Source organism: Lysinibacillus sp. NPDC086135 (assembly GCF_044746345.1).
In the GTDB taxonomy this organism is placed as follows: Bacteria; Bacillota; Bacilli; order Bacillales_A; family Planococcaceae; genus Lysinibacillus.
Genome location: NZ_JBIVCA010000003.1, coordinates 35,002 through 58,063, shown reverse-complemented (window position 1 = coordinate 58,063; position 23,062 = coordinate 35,002). Strand labels below are relative to the sequence as shown.

Annotated in this window: 25 protein-coding genes; 5 read left to right on the top strand and 20 right to left on the bottom strand. The window is 36.5% G+C overall.

Features of this window, described 5'->3' with window-relative positions:
- Positions 1 to 46 precede the first annotated feature (46 nt).
- From ACIPKN_RS05375 to ACIPKN_RS05325, 11 genes are all read right to left on the bottom strand, one after another.
- Entirely contained in the window at positions 47 to 2,254 is a 2,208-nt protein-coding gene (locus tag ACIPKN_RS05375) for a penicillin-binding protein (RefSeq protein ID WP_400934165.1), read from the bottom strand.
- Positions 2,251 to 2,619: a cell division protein FtsL gene (gene ftsL2 / locus ACIPKN_RS05370; protein WP_400934163.1), complete on the bottom strand. Its 369-nt coding sequence runs from the start codon at positions 2,617 to 2,619 to the stop codon at positions 2,251 to 2,253. Before ftsL2 ends, ACIPKN_RS05375 begins: the two co-directional genes overlap by 4 nt.
- Complete coding sequence (rsmH, locus tag ACIPKN_RS05365; RefSeq protein WP_132357563.1) at positions 2,620 to 3,570, bottom strand: 16S rRNA (cytosine(1402)-N(4))-methyltransferase RsmH; 951 nt, start codon at positions 3,568 to 3,570, stop codon at positions 2,620 to 2,622.
- A 36-nt stretch (positions 3,571 to 3,606) separates the two neighbouring features.
- Positions 3,607 to 4,038, bottom strand: coding sequence for a division/cell wall cluster transcriptional repressor MraZ (gene mraZ, locus ACIPKN_RS05360; RefSeq protein ID WP_142507556.1), 432 nt, complete (start codon positions 4,036 to 4,038; stop codon positions 3,607 to 3,609).
- Between the two features lie 253 nt (positions 4,039 to 4,291).
- On the bottom strand, positions 4,292 to 5,908 hold the full coding sequence (bshC, locus tag ACIPKN_RS05355) for a bacillithiol biosynthesis cysteine-adding enzyme BshC (protein WP_400934160.1): 1,617 nt from the start codon (positions 5,906 to 5,908) through the stop codon (positions 4,292 to 4,294).
- Positions 5,909 to 6,190: 282 nt separating this feature from the next.
- Positions 6,191 to 6,586 (bottom strand): DUF3397 domain-containing protein, encoded by a 396-nt coding sequence (locus ACIPKN_RS05350; RefSeq protein WP_400934159.1) that lies wholly within the window; start codon positions 6,584 to 6,586, stop codon positions 6,191 to 6,193.
- Complete coding sequence (locus ACIPKN_RS05345; protein WP_400934158.1) at positions 6,583 to 7,485, bottom strand: ketopantoate reductase family protein; 903 nt, start codon at positions 7,483 to 7,485, stop codon at positions 6,583 to 6,585. Before ACIPKN_RS05345 ends, ACIPKN_RS05350 begins: the two co-directional genes overlap by 4 nt.
- Positions 7,486 to 8,091: 606 nt before the next feature.
- Positions 8,092 to 8,469: a transcriptional regulator gene (locus tag ACIPKN_RS05340; RefSeq protein WP_132357574.1), complete on the bottom strand. Its 378-nt coding sequence runs from the start codon at positions 8,467 to 8,469 to the stop codon at positions 8,092 to 8,094.
- Between the two features lie 110 nt (positions 8,470 to 8,579).
- Complete coding sequence (locus ACIPKN_RS05335) at positions 8,580 to 9,347, bottom strand: enoyl-CoA hydratase/isomerase family protein (protein WP_400934156.1); 768 nt, start codon at positions 9,345 to 9,347, stop codon at positions 8,580 to 8,582.
- Positions 9,348 to 9,510: 163 nt separating this feature from the next.
- Positions 9,511 to 9,684, bottom strand: a complete 174-nt coding sequence (rpmF, locus tag ACIPKN_RS05330) for a 50S ribosomal protein L32 (RefSeq protein WP_010858320.1) — start codon at positions 9,682 to 9,684, stop codon at positions 9,511 to 9,513.
- A gap of 24 nt (positions 9,685 to 9,708) precedes the next feature.
- The gene (locus ACIPKN_RS05325; protein ID WP_400934154.1) at positions 9,709 to 10,242 is read right to left on the bottom strand and encodes a YceD family protein; all 534 of its coding nucleotides are present in this window, start codon (positions 10,240 to 10,242) and stop codon (positions 9,709 to 9,711) included.
- A 198-nt stretch (positions 10,243 to 10,440) separates the two neighbouring features.
- Between ACIPKN_RS05325 and ACIPKN_RS05320 the strand changes: the two genes are divergently transcribed.
- Both ACIPKN_RS05320 and ACIPKN_RS05315 read left to right on the top strand, forming a co-directional pair.
- On the top strand, positions 10,441 to 11,652 hold the full coding sequence (locus ACIPKN_RS05320; RefSeq protein WP_400934152.1) for a nucleotidyltransferase: 1,212 nt from the start codon (positions 10,441 to 10,443) through the stop codon (positions 11,650 to 11,652).
- Between the two features lie 40 nt (positions 11,653 to 11,692).
- Positions 11,693 to 12,019, top strand: coding sequence for a hypothetical protein (locus tag ACIPKN_RS05315; protein WP_400934150.1), 327 nt, complete (start codon positions 11,693 to 11,695; stop codon positions 12,017 to 12,019).
- 273 nt (positions 12,020 to 12,292) lie between these two features.
- Here ACIPKN_RS05315 and ACIPKN_RS05310 read toward each other — a convergent pair whose 3' ends face one another.
- Positions 12,293 to 13,339 (bottom strand): SepM family pheromone-processing serine protease, encoded by a 1,047-nt coding sequence (locus ACIPKN_RS05310; RefSeq protein WP_400934148.1) that lies wholly within the window; start codon positions 13,337 to 13,339, stop codon positions 12,293 to 12,295.
- Between the two features lie 118 nt (positions 13,340 to 13,457).
- On the opposite strand from ACIPKN_RS05310, the gene ACIPKN_RS05305 reads away from it, so the two are divergent.
- Complete coding sequence (locus ACIPKN_RS05305) at positions 13,458 to 14,357, top strand: hypothetical protein (protein ID WP_255504992.1); 900 nt, start codon at positions 13,458 to 13,460, stop codon at positions 14,355 to 14,357.
- Positions 14,358 to 14,792: 435 nt separating this feature from the next.
- Here ACIPKN_RS05305 and coaD read toward each other — a convergent pair whose 3' ends face one another.
- The 3 genes from coaD to ACIPKN_RS05290 form a co-directional block, all read right to left on the bottom strand.
- Complete coding sequence (gene coaD / locus ACIPKN_RS05300; RefSeq protein ID WP_142507566.1) at positions 14,793 to 15,278, bottom strand: pantetheine-phosphate adenylyltransferase; 486 nt, start codon at positions 15,276 to 15,278, stop codon at positions 14,793 to 14,795.
- Between the two features lie 47 nt (positions 15,279 to 15,325).
- On the bottom strand, positions 15,326 to 15,886 hold the full coding sequence (gene rsmD / locus ACIPKN_RS05295; protein WP_323653073.1) for a 16S rRNA (guanine(966)-N(2))-methyltransferase RsmD: 561 nt from the start codon (positions 15,884 to 15,886) through the stop codon (positions 15,326 to 15,328).
- A 214-nt stretch (positions 15,887 to 16,100) separates the two neighbouring features.
- Positions 16,101 to 17,528, bottom strand: coding sequence for an RNA polymerase II (locus ACIPKN_RS05290; RefSeq protein WP_400934143.1), 1,428 nt, complete (start codon positions 17,526 to 17,528; stop codon positions 16,101 to 16,103).
- Between the two features lie 56 nt (positions 17,529 to 17,584).
- Here ACIPKN_RS05290 and ACIPKN_RS05285 point away from each other — a divergent pair, with 56 nt between their 5' ends.
- On the top strand, positions 17,585 to 17,974 hold the full coding sequence (locus ACIPKN_RS05285; RefSeq protein WP_142507569.1) for a DUF7147 family protein: 390 nt from the start codon (positions 17,585 to 17,587) through the stop codon (positions 17,972 to 17,974).
- 2 nt (positions 17,975 to 17,976) lie between these two features.
- Here ACIPKN_RS05285 and ACIPKN_RS05280 read toward each other — a convergent pair whose 3' ends face one another.
- Positions 17,977 to 18,249 (bottom strand): YlbG family protein, encoded by a 273-nt coding sequence (locus ACIPKN_RS05280; protein WP_142507570.1) that lies wholly within the window; start codon positions 18,247 to 18,249, stop codon positions 17,977 to 17,979.
- 302 nt (positions 18,250 to 18,551) lie between these two features.
- Between ACIPKN_RS05280 and ACIPKN_RS05275 the strand changes: the two genes are divergently transcribed.
- Complete coding sequence (locus ACIPKN_RS05275; protein ID WP_400934140.1) at positions 18,552 to 19,457, top strand: glycerophosphodiester phosphodiesterase family protein; 906 nt, start codon at positions 18,552 to 18,554, stop codon at positions 19,455 to 19,457.
- Between the two features lie 1,115 nt (positions 19,458 to 20,572).
- Here the strand turns inward: ACIPKN_RS05275 and ACIPKN_RS05270 are convergent.
- The 4 genes from ACIPKN_RS05270 to ACIPKN_RS05255 all read right to left on the bottom strand — a co-directional run bounded on the left by ACIPKN_RS05270 (position 20,573) and on the right by ACIPKN_RS05255 (position 22,992).
- The gene (locus ACIPKN_RS05270) at positions 20,573 to 20,803 is read right to left on the bottom strand and encodes a hypothetical protein (RefSeq protein WP_400934137.1); all 231 of its coding nucleotides are present in this window, start codon (positions 20,801 to 20,803) and stop codon (positions 20,573 to 20,575) included.
- Between the two features lie 70 nt (positions 20,804 to 20,873).
- Positions 20,874 to 21,146, bottom strand: coding sequence for a YjdJ family protein (locus ACIPKN_RS05265; protein ID WP_400934134.1), 273 nt, complete (start codon positions 21,144 to 21,146; stop codon positions 20,874 to 20,876).
- 54 nt (positions 21,147 to 21,200) lie between these two features.
- Entirely contained in the window at positions 21,201 to 22,472 is a 1,272-nt protein-coding gene (locus ACIPKN_RS05260; protein WP_400934132.1) for a hypothetical protein, read from the bottom strand.
- Positions 22,465 to 22,992, bottom strand: a complete 528-nt coding sequence (locus ACIPKN_RS05255) for an RNA polymerase sigma factor (protein ID WP_400934130.1) — start codon at positions 22,990 to 22,992, stop codon at positions 22,465 to 22,467. The genes ACIPKN_RS05260 and ACIPKN_RS05255 overlap by 8 nt, the downstream gene beginning before the upstream one ends.
- Positions 22,993 to 23,062 lie beyond the last annotated feature (70 nt).

Below are 23,062 nucleotides of genomic sequence, written 5' to 3'. Positions count from 1 at the left end.
CTTGTTTTTTACAACGTATGAAATAAAGCGGGCTTCTATTCAGGGTTTATTCAGTTGTTTCACCCTCGGGTGGGGTCTCTACATCTTGCTTAAAGCTTTCAGCTGGCGTTTTCAGCTTCACAACAATCGGTGAACTATCTGAAATTACCGTTCCTGCCGAGACGCTCTGACTAGCTACAAAGCCCTCTCCGACAACTTTAATTTCTAAATTTGTCATCGTCTTAAAAGCAAGTACATTACGTAACGACCAACTAGTGAAATCTGGTAGCGTTATATTACCCTTAGTCTTTAAAAATACAAAATTACCTTTTACAAGTTTTTGAGGACCTTTTGGATATTGGTCAATAATTTTACCGCCACTACCAACAATAACAGGCTTTAGACCATCGTTCGCAAGCTCTACTTGTACAGCCTCAGCACTTTGACCTGTGTAATCTTGTATTTTTGTATCGTCAACATGCTTTACATCTTCTGGATTAACATTTAAATACTTTAAGCTATTTAACATAACTGGGTTAAATACTTTTGAAACTGGTACAGAACCAAGCTCACCCTTAAGCTTTGGTCTTTTTACAGAGACATACATAACGAGCTGAGGGTCATCTGCAGGAGCCATCCCTAAGAAAGAATATAAAAATTCATTTGCTCCCCATGAATAGTTACCATTTCCTAGTGGGATTTGAGCAGTACCTGTTTTCCCTGCAACTTCATATTCATCAAGGATAAAATCCTTCGCTGTACCATTCTTAGCTGTTAACGTAGATGCTAGGATTTCTTTAACTTGCTTCGCTGTGTCGGCTGAAACTGGTTGTCCCTTTACAACGGGCTCATGATTTTGGATAACCTTCCCTGTTGAGGAATCGACAATTCGATCAATAACGTAAGGTTGCATCATCTTTCCACCATTCGCAATCGCTGTCATTGCTTGAATTAACTGAATCGGTGTTACCGTAGAACCTTGACCGAACGTTGTTGTCACTCGTTCTACTGGATATTTCGATAAAAGTGTACCTGACGCTTCATTTGGTAAATCAATGCCTGTTTTCTTACCAAATCCAAATCGATCTAAATAATCAAAAAATACATCGTTACCAATTTTCTTTAAAAGGTGAGCCATCCCAGTATTGGATGAACGTTGGAAACCGTCTAAATAAGTAATTGGTCCCCAACCTCTCCCACCATTATGGTCTCTAATAGGCTCGCCAAAAACCCAGTATGTTCCTGACATATAACTTTCATTTGGATACCACGCATCTGTATCAATAGCCGAGGCGAGCGTGAACGTTTTCATCGTTGACCCTGGTTCAATAGTCTCTTCAATAGCCTCATTTAGCCATTTCATATTTTTACCTTCCCGTGTATCAGGATTAAACGTAGGTCGTTGTGACATCCCTAGGATTTTACCAGTTTTCGGATTTGCCACAATAGCTGTCATTGATTCAGGGTTATATTCCTTTTCAACCGCTGTCATCGCTTCCTCTAAAAAGCTTTGAATTGTTTTATCTAGTGTTAAATAAATGTCATCACCATTTTTCGCAGGCGTCACCATTTTTTCACTACTCGGCAATAAATAATGGAATGCATCTGTCTCATATTCAACCTTACCGTCTTTTCCGGTTAGTTCTTTGTTATAAGTAAGCTCAAGACCCATTTTTCCTTTTGTCGTGAACGTACCATCCTTATTGTCCTCTTTTAGTGCAAAACCAATTAAGTGCGAGGCAAAGATACCATTTGGATAATAACGTTTTAAATCGTTGATAAATACAATCCCTGGTAATTTCTCCGCTTTGATTTTACTCATAGTATCATGACTTATCCCACGGCCTGCACTTCCAAATTCAACTTGATAAGGCTTTTTGCCCTTATTATTTACCCTAGTAAGCTGTTTATAGATTTTTTCTTCGTCCATAGGAATATATTCTTTTAATATTTTTGCAGTTTTTTCAGCATCTACTACATGTCGAGGTTTTTTTTCATCCGTCGTTGCTTGTTCATTGACGACGGCGATTAGTCGATAACTAAGTGTATCTTCCGCGATAACTTGTCCATTTGTATCGTAAATCTTCCCACGGCTTGCTGATATTGCACTTTCTTTGCTATATTTAGCAGCTGCTCTTGCCGCAAGCTCTTGTCCTTCCACTTCACCTGTCACCTGTAACATAAACATTCTTGAGAACAATAGAAAAAAGAGCCCTCCATAAAAAATTAATAATAGAAAGGCTCCCCATTGGAATCGAAATCTCTTTTTTTTCATTCTCCCGGCACTACCTTTACATTTTTCTCATTTTGAGTTAAACCGAGTTCTTTAGCTTTTTTCCATATGTTATCGTATGTAGAAAGTTCACTCACACGAACTGTCAAGTCAACATTCTTTTTAGCAATCTCTTCTGCTTCAGTTTCGATTTTTTGAATGTCCATGCTAGTCGTTTGAATTGCTGCTTGCTTGTTCAAAACTAGTACCGATAATACAGCAACAATGCTAACTAAAACAATTAGCATTGTTTTTTCAAACTTCTGGTTCGTTTTTTTACGACGGATAATAGTGGGTTGTGGACTAGGAGGTGTTAACGGTTGTTGCACTTGTTGTTGCTGGTGCTGCCTTACACGAACTGCTGCCATTTACTCACGCCCTTTGTCGTTAATTTTCTCAACCACTCTAAGCTTTGCTGAACGAGCACGATTGTTTACTGCCAATTCTTCATCAGAAGGAAGAGTCGGCTTTCTCGTGATAAGCTTTAAAGTTGGCTTCATGTCATCTGGAATCACTGGCAAATTCGGTGGTAATTCCGGTAATGATGACGCTTCCTTAAAAATAGTCTTGCATAGGCGGTCCTCCAATGAATGGAACGTAATGACACTAATGCGTCCACCTACGTTTATCATATCAATCGCATCGACTAACGAATCCTCTGCCGCGCCTAGCTCATCGTTAACAGCAATTCGTATTGCTTGGAATATGCGCTTCGCTGGATGTCCACCTTTACGGCGAGCCGCTGCTGGAATACCCTCTTTAATAAGTTCTACAAGTTGGCCGGTTGTTTCAATCGGTGCCACCTTACGTGCTTCTTCAATTTTACGAGCAACTTGCTTGGAAAATTTTTCTTCCCCATAACGGAAAAATATACGTACTAAATCTTCATATGCCCATTCATTCACAACATGAAATGCTGTAAGTGTTGCTGTTTGATCCATGCGCATATCTAGAGGTGCATCATGGTGATAACTAAAGCCACGTTCTGGTGTATCTAGCTGAGGTGAAGATACGCCTAAATCATATAAAACACCATCAACTTGTTCAATACCAAGCGCTAATAGCTCTTCTTTTAAATAGCGGAAATTCGAATGAACAAATGTCACACGCTCAATATATGGCGCCAATCGAATTTTTGCATTGTTAATAGCTGTCATATCTTGATCGAAGCATATTAAACGCCCTTTTTCAGATAATTGTTGTACTAAATATTCACTGTGTCCTGCTCCACCTAACGTACAGTCCACATATACACCATCAGGATCGATGTTCAACCCATCAACAGTTTCTTTTAATAACACGGTTGTATGATCGAACATACCACTCGCTCCCTTCGGGCCTTAACTAAATAAATTTTAAAAATCAAAGCCAATCATATTTTCTGCAATTTCATTAAAGGATTGTTCCGACTCACTGAAGTAAGCTTCCCAAGCATCTTTCGCCCATATTTCAATTCGATTCGAAACTCCTAACACGATACATTCTTTCACAAGATGTGCATGCTGCATAAGAGTTGAAGGAATATTTATGCGCCCCTGCTTGTCTATTTCTACTTCCGTTGCTCCTGAAAAGAAAAACCTTGCAAAAGCACGTGTATCCTTTTTAGTCATCGGTAAGTCCTTTAATTTTTCTTCGAGTTTTCGCCATTCATTCATAGGATAGCCAAATAAACAATTATCAAGTCCGCGCGTTACAACAAATGTTTCACCTAAGGCGTCACGAAATTTTGCGGGCACGATTAATCGTCCTTTCGCATCAACAGAGTGTTGATATTCTCCCATGAACATGCTATTCACCCCACTTTATTAAATAATGTACCACATCCCCCCACTTTCCACCACTTTTTTTAAAAAAAACTTGACATTTTTATACTTAATATGTGAATAGACCTTTAACAACATATCGAACCCATGATAAATGACACAAAAAAAGAGCTACCCTTAGTAGGATAGCTCTCCATTTACTATTTATGTCGTCATTGTTCATTAAATTAATATTGTATTAAATTGTTAATTGGGTATAAAGTTACAAATATTAGGATTATAAATAAATTAAATAGTGGTGATTGCCAATGCTATAATTTTGTTTCAGCATTTCAGTAATTAGCATAGGCCCAAACTCATTAAAATATTGATAAGGGTTATAAGTTCTTTCCTGGAATCCTTCATTCGGATACAACTCATTTTGTAGCGTCATAAATTTTCGAATTGTCGTTTCATGCTTGTTAAGGACAGTTTGTTCAACCTTTTGCTGTAAATACTCAAATTGCTTTAGATGATTCTCTTTATTTTTCACAAGAATTTTATCTAGTAAGAGTTGTTGCTCTTCTAAATAAAGTTGAAGGGCCTCATACTTTTCTAAAAGATCTTGTTGCATCGCCTGAATTTGATGCTTCGCTTCAGCATCCTGTACTTCAGCAATAAACTGTTCTTTAAGCTGTACCGCTTTTCCACCCAAAACATCGGCAACATTTAAACGATATTCACGTAAAAGTTGTTCTACATGACGTGTGACAATCGTGATATGAAGACGCGGAGCAAAAATCGGCATTTGTAAACCTAATACCGCAAACGCATCTTTCAATGTCGCCCAGTACGCAAGCTCCCCTGGTCCACCAACAAACGCAAGCACAGGCAATGTCATTTCCTGCATTAGCGGACGCGTCACAACGTTATTACTTAACTGCTCAGGATGTTTTTCTGCAATTTCTAAAACTTCTTCACGCGATAGCTTGATATTTGCAGCTAGATTTACAAATTGCTGATTTTTTCTTTCTAAAAGATGACGCTCCCCATCTTCTACATAAAATAAATTGGCCGCCTCGTTTGATGCCAAAATAGGATTGCCATAGCCTGCACGTTCAAGCTCCGCTTCTTTTTCTGTCACCACTCTAGCAATTTCTTCATTTTTATGAATGATACGGGTAAAATTATCACGCTCATATTGGCGGAACTTAAAGTCTGCTGCATCAATCATCAATAAACCTTCATCTTTAAACAATTGGTTCATAAGTTGCGCAAAGAATTCCGTAAATGTTTCACACTCATTAAGAGTATTCACTAATTGTTTCACAAGCATTTCAGTGAATGCTGTTTCGCCCATATCCTTCGCAATCGTATTTATTAATTGTGTCATTGATTCTTTGTTTATACTTGTTTCAGAAGCCATCGTTTTACGTCTTGAACGTTCACCGTAAACACGTTTTTTAATATCTTCACCACATACAGTATACGTGTGGTTAATTTCCTCTAAATCATGATCTTCACCAGCTATCCAAAAAACAGGAACAACCGGTCGCTGAAGTTTTACACTTTGCTCTTTCGCTAATGCAATGACCGAAATCGCCTTATGCACTGAGTAAAGAGGGCCTGTTAATATACCCGCTTGTTGCCCACCGACAACTGCAACAGCCCCTTGCTCTAGTTGCTGCAAATGTTCATTCGCTTTCTTCGATAATCCGAGCGGCTCCATAAATTGACGTATGATGGCTGTTAATTCTTTTTGATCATATGCATGCTGATCTAAATATTGCGCTCGTTTTTCAAAAGATTTATCGTTATATGCGTATTCAAAAAACTCATGGATAGCAGTATTCGACGACCAATAATCTGCTAGCAAACGATTTTTTATGGGTACTTGGATTGACTCCAGTTTCATTTAACACAAACTCCTCTACTCACTAAATCATCTTCTTACTCTTCATAAGCAAACTTGAAATAAAATAAATTCCTTTTAATACTACTAAGCAATTTGAACGTTTATCAAATCGACAAACTCCAACAAATATTCAAAAAACGGTATACGATTTTTGTTAGCTACTCAAACGTTGTCGTACATTGGAATTTTATTTAATTTATTTGCAATATAGAGTTATTAATATAAAACAATCTTTAATGCTATTATTTTAACGCTTATGGCATCAACATGAAAAGAAAATGCTTAGACAGCCTGTAAATATTCAATAACAGATCGAATAACACCTACTATACAAATAACAATATATGCCGTACTTAACACTAAAAATTGAAAGCGCCAAATTTTCCTAAGGAGCAATTTCACTTCAATTTCCTTTTTCGTCCGCCAATCAATATATGTAAAAATCATCGCCATCATTATCGCAAACGTTACTAATAGCGCACTAACATCGATATTCCACAGCACACTAATTACTAGTGGTACTGAAAAAAACAAACACACTGTTGTCACGTCCGATGCTACTCCAAAAGCATGAGTGCCTCGAATTTTAACCTTTCGACTAATTAAATAGACAATCACAAAAAGAAGGATTGGACAAAAAATAATGATACTTATAACTATATGTAAAAAATCTTTCAACGTCTTTCACCGCTCTCCTCTATCGCAAGTACTTGGTAGTATAAAGTGCGTAAAGTAGGCAAATTATGACCTTTCGCTAGAGCTTTTTCTAAAATTACTCCTACAATCGTGTCAATTTCACTTTTTTTCCCATGTATCCGATCCGCTAGCATAGATGATGTATTGCTTGCTGTTATTTCACATAACTCTATCACTTTGAAAAAAGGTATAGCTTGTTCTATGTCTTCAAAAGCATCCGTTAATTCTCGATAGATAGTTTGCATCAATAAAAATGCTTGCTTATTCGTTATTAACTCTCCATTCCTCACTTGCAATATAGCCGTTAATGGGTTAATCAAGCAGTTAAATACCGCTTTCTCAAATAACATTTGTTCAGCATTAGCAACCAACTCAAACGAATACAAGGAATTTTTTAATTGCAACAAATCGTTAAACGTATCACCGTTTCCTCGCTCTATCGCAATTTTACAAACACCCACGCCCCTATGTTGCACGGTTACCCGATCTATCATTTGAGCACCAAATGACACAGAGCAAAAGGCAATATTTTTTTGTGGCAAACGAAGAGCTTCATCAAAATGTGCTAAACCATTTTGCATAAACAACAACGAAACTGTACTCGGCAACGCAGATAATTGTCCGTAAAGCTCTTGTAATTGACCATACTTAACAGCAATTACAATTAAATCTTGCTGTGATAACTCCATTAAGTTCGTAGTTGAAGCTACTTTTTGTGCAGTTTTCGTTCCATCAACATTCACTCGTGTTAAATACTTCGCATTAAGTTCATCTATCTGTTCACTCCTTCTTGAAACCAACGTTACAGACATACCAGACTCAGCTAAAAAGCTTGCCGTTAACAGACCTACAGCACCTGCACCAATAACCGCTACATCCACAACTCATTACACCTCCCACATTTACAACGGACGATCTAACATAAGAGAACGCCCTCCTAAACAGCTCTACTGCCATTACATTTTAGCCGCTACCGACCATCAATCAATTTTACCTCGATATAATTGTTGCTGCCGCTTCGCTTTCGCACAGAAAACATTTGTTGCCGACGCTTTGCTTTCTCACAGATAAATTGCCACAGGACGTGGCGTTCTTAGACTGAGTTCCTCTATTTCAGCGGATGTTGTGACACCCGTACCTGTCGTTTGCTTTCAGCACAAAAGACACCCACTGAAAGAAGTTAAATGATCCTTTTCGTCCCTTTCTACAGAAGGAGGTGCCTTAGAATGATCTCTAAGGCACCTCCTATGCAGGTTCTTTTATTATACAGGATTGACTAAGTGTTTACGATAATATAAAAAGTGAAACTTTAATCAGTAGTTTTTTCTCACTAATTATCAGCCTTCACCTATTGGAATTTTACGGATCGTTAATGAGGGATGAATATTTTTTAAAACACTCAGCGCAGCATTATGTTTTCATTCAAGTTTACATTTTTTCTAAGTACCTTACTCTACAGCACTTTTAACTTTTGGCAGCTTCCTTATTTAATCTTTCATTAAAGAATACCCTTGCTGCAACCATTTCACTAGTTTATCATGTTCATTTTGTAATTCACGGTGCCTTACTTCGAGACTTTGATAGGCTTCTGTTAATTCATCAAAACTTGTTAATGCCAGTTTCAAATGACTCCGCATCGATTGTTGTGGCTGATTTCGGACAGCTAGTAGTGACTGACTATATTGACTGCGTAATGTTTTATTCCAACGGAAACCACAAGCTTGTTTTGTACGACCTAGTTCAGCAGCAGCCAATTCAAAAGCTTCTAGCTGTGTTTTGCCATTTTGCACATTATGCAACACAATTTCTGCTAATCTTTCATCGTCTTCCTTTGTCCATTGATCTTTTCTTTTTTTCAATTCCATAATCTATCACCCTCGCATTTTTTACTACTATATGCGTGAACGAGCAAAATAGAATCATCGAATTAAAAAAGACAGTGATTAAGTTTTGTTATAATCACTGCCGTTATACATTATTTATTGTTTTTCTTTGTTAGGAAATTAGCAACTGCCTCGTGGTGAGCTTCACTTTCCCACAATTTAGCACATGTACGAACTTCCTCCATAACACGTTCATACATATTACGCTCACGCCACTTACGAAGCTCAATTTCTTTATAAGCTTTATGAACAGAAGGATGAATTTTACGCATATGTTCGATAAAATTATTCAATGCCGCTTCTTTTGAACCTTCAAAAACGCGCATTGCCCAACCAATCTCATATAGCAATTCTGCTGAATATGGCTTCGCATCGACTAGCATCTTCATCGCACGATCATGGCGTAATCCTCGTTCGAATAAGTATGTACCGCCTCCCCAGCCGCTCGTAATTGCTAATGTCCCCTGTATAAAACCGCACTTCGCATGACTTGCCACTAGACGAAAATCGCAAGCTGTTGCAATTTCACAACCTCCACCAACCGCTGTTCCGTTAATTAACGCAATTGTTGGCACAGGTAACGTTGCAAGATCGTATAATATTTCGCCCATCTTACCTAACATCCCAAACGCTTCATCCTCCGTTTCGAGCGCATGGAATTCAGATAAGTCGCCGCCCGAGCAAAATGATTTATCCCCTACTCCCGTAACGACTAAAAAACGAACATCCTCATGATTTCGAATATATGTAATGACTTCTTGTAGCCCATCCATAACCTCATCATTTACCGCATTCCGTTTTTCTTCTCGATTAATCGTAAACGTCATAATACCTTCTTTGTTATCAATTATGTAAGCCATACTATTTCCCCCTTTGTCCTGATGGATAAATTGTATCATACAATTATTATAGTACTATATATCTTTTCGTTATTGCCGGAAAATTCCGTCTCTTTAAGCCAACAAAAAGGCTAGTAAAGAGCCATGGTCTCTCTACTAGCCTTTTAAGTGAGCAAACACTGTATTATTTGCTTACTACTTCTTTACCTTTGTATTGTCCGCAAGCTTTGCAAACACGGTGTGATAATTTAGCTTCACCACAGTTTGGGCAAGCTACCATACCAGGTACAGATAATTTGAAATGCGTACGACGCTTTCTTTTTGCAGTTTTAGAAGTTCTTCTAAATGGTACAGCCATTGATGGCACCTCCTTACAGATCGTCTATTCGTCTGTTTGATCAAAATACTTAGCTAAATTAGCAAGTCTTGGATCCACTTTTTGTTCGTCAGCTTTTTTGTGTAGTTCAACGTCTTCATCCGTCGCGTAAGACCAATTTTTCCCACCATGCACTTGCCCTTCGGAATTTTCCTTAAACACTTGCAAAGGTACTTCAAGAAGCACTAACTCCTCAATAACCGGCTTCATGTCGATTACTTCACCAATAATATAGTGAATATCTCCGTCATCTTCCCCTCGTTTTTCCTCGTCAATCCAGCTGAAAACCTCAACTGTCTCAACTTCGATAGGAAACTCAACATCTTCCCATGTGCGTGCACATGGTAATGTTAACGTCGCTTCCACAGTTAGCTGACATGTCATTTGCGATGCACCGAAAGTACATAGCCCTTTTACATGAACGGGCGAAATTGCTCGAATATCCTGGTTTCGCTCCATCACCTCGTCCAGCTGGACATAGGCATCGATTGGCATCCCGTTTTGGCGGTATTTAGATAATTGATGAATTGACCATTTCATTCGTTTAATCACCTCGAGACAACACTGTTGATTATATAATGTGTAAAAATAGATGTCAAGATAATTTCTTGTCACCACAATAAAACCCACCTATAATTAAATATTATAAAAAGTGTATTTGCTCCAAACCGTTCTATATAAGAAAAAGGTTCTAAGTAAGAACGAGAAGCAAATGACATTGGTAAAGGGGGCTTAAATTTGCAAGCAGTCGGAATAGTTGTTGAATACAATCCTTTTCACAACGGACACGCCTATCATTTAGAACAGGCAAAAAAAGTAGCACAAGCGGATATTGTCGTTGCAGTCATGAGTGGAGATTTTTTGCAGCGTGGTGAACCAGCCATGGTTGATAAATGGACACGCACAAAAATGGCTCTCGCAGGTGGTGTTGATATTGTCATTGAACTACCCTACGTTTATAGTACCGCACCTGCAACTGATTTCGCAAAAGGAGCAATTTCCTTACTATCTGCAATTGGTTGCGATTCTTTTGCCTTTGGAAGTGAAGACGGTTCCATTCAACCCTTTATGAATACGTTTCAGCTCATTAATAATCATCGCACTGAATATAACACTCTTATTAAAGAAAGCCTTAAAACGGGTGCAAGCTATCCCAAAAGTCTACATTACGCCTATGAACAGCTTTCTCAAAAATTCCCTGCAACATACATTGATTTGGGACAACCAAACAATATACTTGGTTTTCATTATATTGAGGCTGCAACGACTCTAGGTAGTAACATTAAACCTTTAACGATCCCTCGCATTGTTGCAGGTTACCATGACGCTTTGCAAGAAGGGGCATCCATAGCTAGTGCTACAGGAATACGCAAGGCTCTAGCAACAACCAACACGCTTCAAAGTGTGGAAGATTTTCTCCCTAAAGCATCGTTTGATTATTTAGCTGATTGGTACGAAAAATATGGTGAATTTGCAAGTTGGGAAACTTTTTGGCCATTGTTACAGTTTACGCTTATTCGTCACACACCTCATGAACTTACGCGCTATGCAGAAGTAACAGAAGGCATTGAAAACGCTCTAATTAAAGCAGCGAAAACAAGTCATTCATTCAGTAGCTTTATGGAGAAAATTAAATCAAAACGCTATACTTGGACGCGACTTCAACGCATGCTTACACACATTTATACTGGGTTTACAAAGGAACAGTTGCAAAGCTTTGACGCCCCATCTAGCATACGTTTACTTGGTATGAGCAAGAAGGGACAACGTTATTTAGGAATGCATAAAAAAGATATACCTTTACCTTTAATCAGTCGTGTAGCTGCTATGGATGATGCTATGCTTGCTGTAGATATACATGCAGCAGAGGTTTACAATTTAAGTATAGAACAAGGAACAAAAGAGCAAAGTCTTCCTAAAGATTATCAAACACCACCGATTCGTTTTTAAGAAATGGAAAACTACAAAAAATTCTTCAGGAGGTATGGCTTTGAAGTATTTTTTATATTTTTATTGTTTTTTGTTAATTTTCTTGTTAATAGGATGCAATTCTTCATCTTCTTGGGCATTTCAATTCGTAAAGTACAATAATACACATTACATTATGACTGAAGAAGTTTTAGAAAATAACCAACTTGGCGAAAAGTTAGGCGAAGTAAAATACGACCTCAACAAAGAGCAAGACAGTAAAGAATTGTCTTCAAATATTTATCCAGTTGAAACAAAAATTTATGCTATTTACAACATAGATACTTCAAAAGCGATTGCCGTAGTTAATGAAGAAGGAAAAATAATAAAACTTGTAGCAGAGAATTAAGTTAGATTTTTAAAACATCAAGGTAAACAAAAAAGCCTGGTTACTCAATTAATTTTGAGTAACCAGGCTTTTTTATCATTTTTCCCCATCAACATTAGCAAGCAATTAGAGGAACGAAGACTAGGAGCATCACTCCCTGTAATACGCCTTCGTATCAACCTCCTGCTGTCGCTGTTGCTAGACAAACCTCTTTAGTTGCCCAAGCGTCTCATTGGACACTCCCAGGAAAGAACCAAACCGCAATGGAAACTAACCCATCGTTACAGTGAAAACCTATTTCGGATGTAACTGTTTTAAATATTCGATTGCATCATCCACAGTTTTAACCGGAACTATTTTCATTTTTGTTCCAATTTCTTTCGCAATCTTTACTGCTGTAGCATAATTAGATTCCAGTTCAGGATATTTAGCTTTCATTTCTGGAGTAATTTCATCATCTGGTGCAAAAAAGATTTCCATACCATCACGATCAGCAGCAATGACTTTATAGTCTATTCCACCAATTCTTCCAACAGAGCCATCTACCAGCATTTCACCTGTCCCCGCAATAGCATAACCTTTCGTTAAATCTTCTTCGAGAAGTTGGTCTAAAATTTCTAAGGTAAACATTAGCCCAGCAGACGGACCTCCAATATCCTCCGTTTTCATAGACACATTTGGATTTGTTTCAATAGATTTACTTTCAGTATAAGTAATACCTAATCCTGCCCTTTTCTCTTCTGATTTAGGGATTTCCTTTAATGTAATCGTTACCTCTTGTTCTTTTGTATTACGATTAAATTTAATTGTCACCTTATCTCCAAGTTGCTTTGGCTTTAAAAGATCTACAAGCGTTTGTTGATTTTTAATTTTTTGTCCATCAACCTCAATAATTTCATCACCAGCTTTTAATAAATTATCCGAAGCACCGCCATCTAGGACATTTAATACAAAAACACCATTAAAGAGAATTTTTGTTTGGAGACCAGCCCTCTGAAAAGCTATATACTTTGCATTAAATTGAGAATCAGACATTAATTTAAACTGTCGAACATTATATTCCTCTTCATCCTCTAATGGATTTCGAACTTGTTCAATATTCATTAGTTTTTGATATTTTTGGGTTTTCGCCCATAAATATGAAAAAGGCGTTGCTTGCTGCATAGCCACCGTCATTAAGCTCAATGATCCTTTATCATCGGTGTGACTATTTTCAACGTTAACAAATTTACTGACATCATAAGCACTTCCCGGCTTCATGATATAAGCGTCTAGTCGGAACAACATTAAAAAACAAATCACGACTATTAACACTGCATAAATACTAATTTTTTTCTTCAAAGAAAAACACCTCCTAGGACGCTCGCAAAACCATACGTTCATGTTTTTGCCTTTTTTACATATATTGATTTTAGCATTTGCCTATGTGAATGACAAAAAGTTGAAACGAGATGATAACATGTATGCGATAATTCAAATAGCGATTTGCATAGTTCTTATTCTATTACTCTTGTTATTCCCACAAACTGCTCATAATGGTACTGATTTAGGTTTAAACCTCTTTATGGAGGCCCTTTTTCCGTATTTATTACCTTACCTTATTTTAACGCAATGGCTTCTCCGTTTAACAGCTCCTATGCGAACTAAAACAAAAAGAGCTTCTTTATACGTACAAGCCTACATTATTAGCGCACTCGGAGGGTATCCATCTGGAGCAACAACGATTGTTTACTTAAAAAACAGTGGGCAACTACATCCAAAAGAAGCAAATTTTTTATTAGCCGTATGTCACGCACCTAGTCCTCTTTTCGTGCTAGGCTTTGTAAGCCTTGATTTATTACACAGTAATACGTTCGGATGGATGTTTTTATGTTTACTACATAGTTTTAATATTTGCTGTTTAATAACTGGTTACTTCTTATTTCGTAAAACGGATCCTCCTAGCATCTCCATACACAATACACCTTTGCATACAGCACCATTTTCTGAAAGTATTAAAGAAACAGCACCGACAATACTTTTAGTTGGAACTACAATAATTTTTTTCACTACCATCCAAACGATTGTCCAGCAAGGCTTAGATTCACTGATACCTAAACTTCCCTATACAGCTGAGCTTTCCATAGCAGCCATTCTTGAAGTTACAAATGGACTTAAAATGACCGTCTCAGCATTTCCAGATCTCCCATATTTACCATTACTAGTTGTTATGTTGTTAACAATGCAAAGTATAAGCATTCACTTACAAATTTTCGTAATTGCGAAATCAGCCAAGCTTTCCGTTCGACCATATATAAAATTCCGCCTACTTAGCATAATCATTGTACCCACTATTTATGCTCTTTTTTTCTTAAAATAAATAATCGTTCTTTAGAGAGAGTAAAGATAAGGTTTACTATTTAATGATTGGCATGAGGAGTAAAGAATGGACTTAGGAGTAAGCACAGCAGAGGAAATCAATCATTCCCCTACTCCTATAGCTTCCCTCGGATTTAATCACAAATAATAGCGCAGAAAGTATTATGATAATTCCCAAATCCATTTTTTGTCAAATAAATAAAACCAGGACAAAATTCTACGTCAAAAAAGCGCGGGAAATCAACTTTTCTAAAAATTGATTTCTCGCGCTTTTTAAAGCTTAGACTAGTTTTTGTCCCAGCCTCATTCTTTTAGTTTATTTAACAATTATGCCTCGTTGCTGTCGCTTGCGTGGCGTTCTTAGACCTCTATTTCGTCTTATGTACCGAAAGTTTAACGAAAGGTACAGATGTTTTTGGACACGGGCTAAAAAAAGTTAAAAATGATACTTTTCCTTCAAAGCTTCTACAACACAAGCAGGAACAAGCTCGCTAACATCACTACCGTATTTCGCAACCTCTTTAACAATGCTTGAGCTTAAGAATGAATATTGATTTTTTGTCATGATGAAAAACGTTTCAATGGTTTCATCAAGAAAACGGTTCATCGAAGTAATTTGCATTTCGTATTCGAAATCCGAAACAGCACGTAGACCACGGACAATCGCTTTTGCTTTTTTTTCCTTAGCATAGTCTATTAATAGCCCCGATGAACTTTCAATACGTACATTAGGCAATGTTTTAGTGACTTCTGCCATTAATGCCATGCGCTCTTCCACTGAAAATAACGGCTGCTTGGATGAATTATTTAAAACAGCAACATAAACTGTGTCAAATACATCTGCCGCCCGTTTAATAATATCTAAGTGACCAAATGTCACCGGATCAAAACTTCCAGGAACTACAGCAATCTTCTCTGACAACTTATTCTCCCTCTTCCTCTATGCAACGATCAATGTCCAAGGGGTGCTTAGACACCCTCCGAATGAAGATAAACGGATATAATCGTTCCGCCATATGTTTCTTGTCTTTTTAATACAAAGTCCCCAAATATCTGTGGTAATTCTACTTCTTTTGCATGCTCACATAAAATAATGCCATCATGTTGAATTTTATCATTGTCAACAAGAATCTGTACTAAGTCATAATATTCTTTATGATGATATGGTGGATCTAAAAATACTAATTTAAACGTAATATCACGTTTTAATAACGCTTTCACAGCACGTTTCGCATCGATACGAAAAAGCTCAGAGCAATCCTCGTAACGACATTTTTTTATGTTATCCTGTAGTACTTGGAACGCCTTTGCATCTTTTTCAATAAATACGGCGTGCTCAGCCCCTCTACTTAAAGATTCGATACCTAAGCCACCACTCCCTGCAAATAAATCGAGCGCTATACCTCCATCGAAGAATGGGCCAATAATATTAAATATGGATTCCTTTACTTTATCAGTTGTAGGTCTCGTCGTGTTCCCTGCAATTGCCTTTAAAGGCATCCCTTTACGTTCTCCTGCTACAACTCTCATAGGTAAATCACCGTACTTTCTTTTTCCATAAATCAATTTCGCCTTGGCGTAATTGTTGTTGTTGCTGTCGCTTCGCTTTCGCACAGTCAAAACCCTCTTGTTGCTGTCGCTTCGCTTTCGCACAGTCAAAACTCTGTTGTTGTCGCAACAACAACATGCTGATTGAAGATAAAAGCATTTTTGCAGCGAAAGACGAACCTCCGCTGCAAAAAGTTTATTCTTGTTCTTGTGTTAATAACTTAATATTGATACGACCATCACTTTTTTGTAATTCTACTAAAAATAATCGTTGTAGCCAAGCTTCTTCAATATAATAATTATTGGCAATTTTAATAATCGGTTCTGAAATAGTCGAATATCTACGTTGATTAAATACATAAAATCCTGGTTCTTTCGGGAATCGGAAGGTACGATTATCACTATTGATATAATACCCATTTTCACCTTCACCAGCAGTATAGCCTAAATAAGGTAACAATTTATCAGCATTATATAATACTTGCCCTTCATAAAGTATTACACGAACGTCTTCTTTCAAAACATCATTCACGTAAACACTTCGTTCATCCTCAAATAATAGTGGATATGTGCCATTTTCTTGAGCAGCATTCAACTTAAAATAAGACGTTTTTGCATCTAATACCTCGGATAAAAGATCGTCCATTGATGCAGGGGAAATCGGCTCTTCCCCAAGTTTATTCAAAGCTTCCTGCCATGTCGACTCTTGATTAGCTGTCATATATTCTTTTAACGTCTTCACGATTTTCTTTGCTTTATCTGAGCCAATCGTATCTTTCACTAAATAGGATGCCACCACTTCCGGCAACCATGTCGGTGAATCTTTAAACTTATATTGCGACTTTATTTGCGACAGTATAACTTCCTGTTCAACAGCTTGTTCCGTTAGCTCTGGTAAAAATAAAAGTCGGTCATCATGTTCTTTCACTGGATTCTTATCTTGAATAATAGCAATATGTTGATCATTCAAAAACTTAAAATTCTCCAATGATTTCAAGAAATCCTTCGAAATAGCTCCCGGGGCATAAATAGACAATACAGGAGTTTGCTCTTGTACTTTTAAATTAGCCGTTTGCCAATAAATATCACGAACTGTACCATATCCACTAAACATTGTATAGTTAACAAGTGATAGTTTTTGCTGACCTACTAAAGGCAAGCCCGTTACCCACTGACCAACAATTTTACTATCCGTTGAAATATGTACAACAGAGTAAGATGATTCACCATTCGTTAATGTGGCGAAAGCATTTTGGATGAGCATTTTATCTTTTAAGCCATCCTTAATTGGAATTATGTATGAAACAGATTGTGATTTAGTCTCCCCTTTTTGAAAATACGAGACTTCTTTTGATAAGCGATCACAACTTTTTTCGTTATCGATAAAGCAACTAGGATTTATCGCATTTTCTGGCCACTCTATCTTCACTTTTTGGTTGGGTAAATTTTTAAAATGTTGACGAATATCCAAGCTATTTTCTCGATAGACAATCTCTATCTCTTGTGAATAACGGAATTCGCCATCGCCTGTCTCTAAGTCAGAAGAATAAGCATGATACTGAAAAAATAACGTTCCGGTAATGATTAGTGCTAGAATAGAAAAAAAACTCATTGCAAATTTCATGTGCTTGACCTCCCGCAGCATGATACTATGTGTATTGGAAAGGATGTGCAATTTTTATGCCACAACAATTTATAGAATTAGGTGAGGGCTATGGTGATGTTTATGAGCTACTTGAAATAGTGAGAACCAACCAAGATCGCTTCCACCAAGCCTTTATACTAACATCCACTAAAGAAGAAAAAAAGGTTGCCTCTTTAGCAGTCGCTTTAAAACCAGTCGGTGAAAGTAAATTCATGCCGATTTATATTTGTCGAGAAGGCATCCCTTATAATGAAGAGCAGCCTTCGCAGCGACAAAAAATGTTTGAAGAAAGTATTAAACGACTAGATCGAAAAGCGGTTGTTGTAGAAATAAAGCACTCTTCTATATTTTCGGAATCAAAACTATTTTATCAATACTTGATTGGAATAATGAGACTTCATCACTATATTCCATCGTTGACATAGTATTATAGACCCGCTTTGTAGTCATATTCTTTCGCTTTATCTGGTTTTGCATTTTCATACTCAGTTTTAACAAATGGACGATAAGACTTTACAACGTCTTTCACGAATGGAAGGCGTTGTAGTTTTGTTGTCATTGGTTCAATTTCCTCTCGCTCGCAATAAATTACTACATATTTTTGCCTCCGAGAAATATAAAGAACATGACCATATTTTCGAAGAGACTTCGCATGTTTTAATTGATGGACGTAAACGATTAGTCCTTGGCGTTCGTTCATAGTATTCCCCTCATTTCTTACATAAAAGAATACCATAGACCGGAAAATGATAGCAACAGAGTTTAGCTGACAGAACGCTCAATTTTCCGTTATAATGGAAAAGCATACAACTTTGACTACACGTTTTATATTCACTTATGTAAGTTATAGAGTTCTAGTTTACGTTAGATTGCTCACTGAAAAATCAATTATGCCTCGGCATAATTGTAGCTGACGCTTTGCTCTCGCTACACAAAACAATTGCTGAAAAAGTGAAATTGCCAGTACTATTTATATTAATTTAATTGTTAAGGAGGACGAATATGGGTAAGAAAACAAAGATTGCTCTTGCAATCGCAGCGGCAAGTGCAGCTGCTTGGGCAGGTAGTAAAGCTATTTCTAAACCTCAACAACGAGAGGGGAAACAAGCATTACAATTTGATCACCCAATTATTCTCGCACATCGTGGCGGTGCTCATATAGCACCTGAGCATACAATGCCTGCTTTTGAAAAAGCCGCACAGTTAGGTGTTGACGGCTTTGAAATAGATATTCGCTTAACCAAAGATGAGGAAATTATCGTTTTCCACGATGATACTGTCGATCGTACGACAGATGGCTATGGACTTGTTGCAGATATGACTTTTGCGGAAATAAATGCATTAAACCACGGTTATCAATTTGAAGATTTAGATGGGGGATATCCTTATCGAGATGAAAAAATAGACGTTGTATCATTACGTGAACTATTAGAAACTTATCCAAACATGTTAGTAAATATTGATATTAAAGATGCACCAGATACGTATGAAGGAAGTTTAATGCCATCTAAACTATGGCGTTTAATTGAAGAACTTGGTGCTGAGAATCGAGTAGTTGTCACAAGCTTTTACGGTGAACAGATCGATCGCTTTAATTTATATGCACAAAATCAAGTAGCGCTCGGTGCAGGTGAATCAGATGTTCGTAAAGCATTTGCTTCTTTCTCAAGCCAGTTTGGACACTTATATCATCCAAAGGTAGACGTATTCCAGATACCGCCTAAATCAGGAGTAATCACACTGGAATCTCCGAAGTTTATCCAGTTTCTAAACAATTTAAACATTCCTGTTCATTATTGGACTATCAATGACGTAGCAACAATGAATAAATTAATTCACAACGGTGCAAAAGGTATTATTACAGATCGACCTGATATTGCTGTAGAATTACTACAAAAACAAAAATAATAAAATGGAGATTTGGCTTCATTTTATTATAATTAACACTTAATTGGTGAGGGCCTTCTTTTAACAGCCCTTACCTTTTTTAATTTCTCTACCTATTATAATTAGCGGTACAAAGACAGCTGCCCTATATGATGAATTTTATGCGCAATAACTTGGTGCAAAATCTCATTTTTAGTATAAGCATTTATACCCAAAGAGCCGCGTCCTATTGTTGAAGATCACAAAATATAAAAAATAACGACTGCATACATACGTTGTAATGAAGTAAACTATATTATTAAAAGCATTTTGTTCTTTATTACTCTTTAACAGGAGTTGGATAATTACAGAATATTAGGTAGGAATTATAAAAAAAGAAGGAGAGATACGATGTTCGATCAAGTTGCGTATTTGATTTTTCAAGCACTGGTAATTCTAACGGTTTTGGTTGTTGTGGTTGGCATCCCTCTTGGGGATACACTGTTTAGAAAAAAATAAAATTGTATCCAAATGTTTTATTAAAAGTCAAGTTATTTTCTACTGTTAAAGATTTAACAATATTGCAAATAAAATGTTACACATTATAATAGCTTTTTGCAGAATTAGTTGAAGGACTAATTCTGCTTTTATTTTTAAAAGATGTAGCTTTTTAATAAAGTTCGATTAAAAATAAGTTGCAAACGCTGATTTTATACTGAAAGAAATGAAACAAAGTTTGATCAAATCAGTTGGTTCTTTATTTATCTAGTTTGGTTTTTATAAAAAAGTTTGACTATTTCGGGATGCGAATATTCAATTAAACAAGGCATAAACAAAGATGACCTATTTTATTATTTGGTCGCTAAAAATTTAAATAAAACAAAGGGCAAATCTTCAATTGAGTAGATTTTGCCCTTTTCCTACGGACGGTTAGGACATGGGGATTTCTCATAGTACATCACAGGCACATCATTTACGTAAATTAATGCAACATCAATAATTTAACAAATCTTGCTCTCACCCTTTATGAAAGGTTCTTATGGTCTGCTTCACCAATAAATTATTTGCCATTTATAGTTGTCACTTCCCCTGTATTTCCCCCTCACACGACTTCGACAAAAAACGAAAAAGAATGGTTAACGCTACTCTTAGAATCTTTAATGTTCCTCTTTCTCATTACAAGAAAACTCATAACTCTGAGTTAACTTATTAGTAATTACTAATTCGTACTCTCCATCTTTTTTTAAACATTCTGAAGAAAGCAAGCCTATTTCTTTGTTATTAAAATAACTTTTTACAGCAATTAATATTGCAAATACCAATAACAAAGTAAAAACAATTATTATGGAAATTTGAATATAATTATAATCCCCATTAACATTCTTCACATAAATCTCCCCCCTTTAAGCTATAATTAATTAGATTTTACCCAAAATAATGTATTAAAGGAATGGATTTCTAATAGTAGCCAATTACACTCAGAATGTAGAGGACACTAACCATCATAATAGTAGGGAATAAAGGCTGGAATTTAGCTGAATAAACCAAATAATCGAGTTGGCTAATATCATGCCCATTTGTAATACCAATGTTAAATAACTCTTTAAACGGTGTTGAATACTTCCATTCCAAAGAATTTTCTATAATGGCACTTCCCTCATACCAAGCTATAAATGTTGATTCAGCTAAAATTAAAATTCCAATTATAAGTTGCAATATATACTTAAACAATTTATCCCTCCTGATAAAGTTCATTATTCACGATACCAGAAACGTCCTCTTATGTTAAAAATCCACTTTAAATCCATTAATCATAATGGATTTAATTTGTTCGGGCTTTAATGGTTCCTCTGACATTAACTTTAGTTTCACTTGATTTTCATCCGTGAAGGAAACTAAACTTGTCAATTCCTTATGACTTCCGTCTTTATTAACAATTGTAGCCGTTAATTCTTCCGTTTCTGTCGCATCGCCTTCCCCTATGAACGTTAAACCCAGTGGAGAAATCTTCAGCTCTTTCGCTTTCCAGTCACCAAAATTCATAGCAAATGGCACTGACTGCCCTCTCATCTCTTTTAGTTTGAAGGTTGCTTCCCAATCACCCTCCACATATTGACCAGCTGTATAAATCTTGGCCTGCAACTCGTGCTTAGCTAAATCGATATCCTTCACATCAAATATATTTTCCTCATAATTATAAGCATAAATGGGTGTTCCTTGTTCATCTCTCCCATAGGAATATCTCTCTGTAGGATGAATCTTCTGCCCGACTTGATTTACCAAATAAAATTGTCCGTGATCAATCGCATTATTGGCTGGCCACTCTATTTGCACATAGAGTTTGTCATTTTGAAGTCCTATATTTGTCATTCTCATTCCGTCATATAGTTGAGTTTGAATATTCAATTTACCTGCAGGCAGTACATATACATCCTCTCCAGGAGACGCTCCGCCTCGAATTGTCCCATCTGGCAAAAGCTCTGTTTGTTGTTCTTTTACATCTTGTAAATCTAGTGGGAATGTTACATCCTCTAACACTGATTTATCATTTAAAAAAGAACGGATTTTTAACTTAAAATTATCTGTACTACTCCCATTAAATGACATGAATCGAACTAAGGCTGTTTTCGTTGTAGCATCATAACCAATTCTTTCCACAGTAAAAGACCGTCCTTTTGACATGGAATAATCATAAATATCCAATGTTTCATCAATACGGTTTCCTTCAACATCCTGCAATGTCACATACACTACTGCCATATCTTCATCTTGCATTGCTGAAACGATTTCCATTTTTACCCCATCATATTCAACAGTACTTTCTATTGGTTCAAGTAATGCAGCTATTTCAGGGCTAATTTGCCATAGCAAATTTTTTACATTGTCATTCATTGCAGCACCAACTGTAATAGAGCTAGCTAGAAATACGGTAGCCACTGAAGGAATGAGCCATGTTCTCTTCCTTTTTTTCTTTACTTGGCTAACACCCATTTTCGCTCTTTTGTGTAAATCCTGCGGTAATGGAATCGACTCTACTGACTCTTTTAACTTATCCATAAAAATCTGCCTCCTCTACTTGAACACGTAACTTTTTCAATGCACGATAAAGGATTGACTTTACTGTTCCTAATGGGATTTGGAGCGTGTCAGCAATTTCTTGAAAAGTATAGCCCTCATAATATTTCAGTAATACAATTCCTTTTTCATCGCTTGTTAATTCCTCTAGTATCTGTTGTAGCAAGACTTTAACGGTATGGTCACCCTGTTCAAACTGTATATTGTCTATGTATTCATTTTGCATAGGCACAATCTTTTCTAGCTTTTTTAAACGATTCAGTGAATTACTAATGGTAATCTTAATAAGCCATGTTTTAATGTACGCAGGTTCTTTTAAGCTTTCAATTTTATCGAACGCTTTATAAGCGGTTTCTTGTACAATATCTAGAGCCTCCTCTTCATTCTTTAAATAAACAAATGCCATTCGATATATATCTGCTTCATACATTTGAAAAAGTTTTAAAAAGGCTTTTTCATTTCCTTTTTGAGCTTTTTTAATTAAACGAATAATGTAACTCACTCCCTTCTATACATTAGACAATTTAGTTCATGATTTAGCTTAACTAATCTACATTTTCCCATAAAAAAAT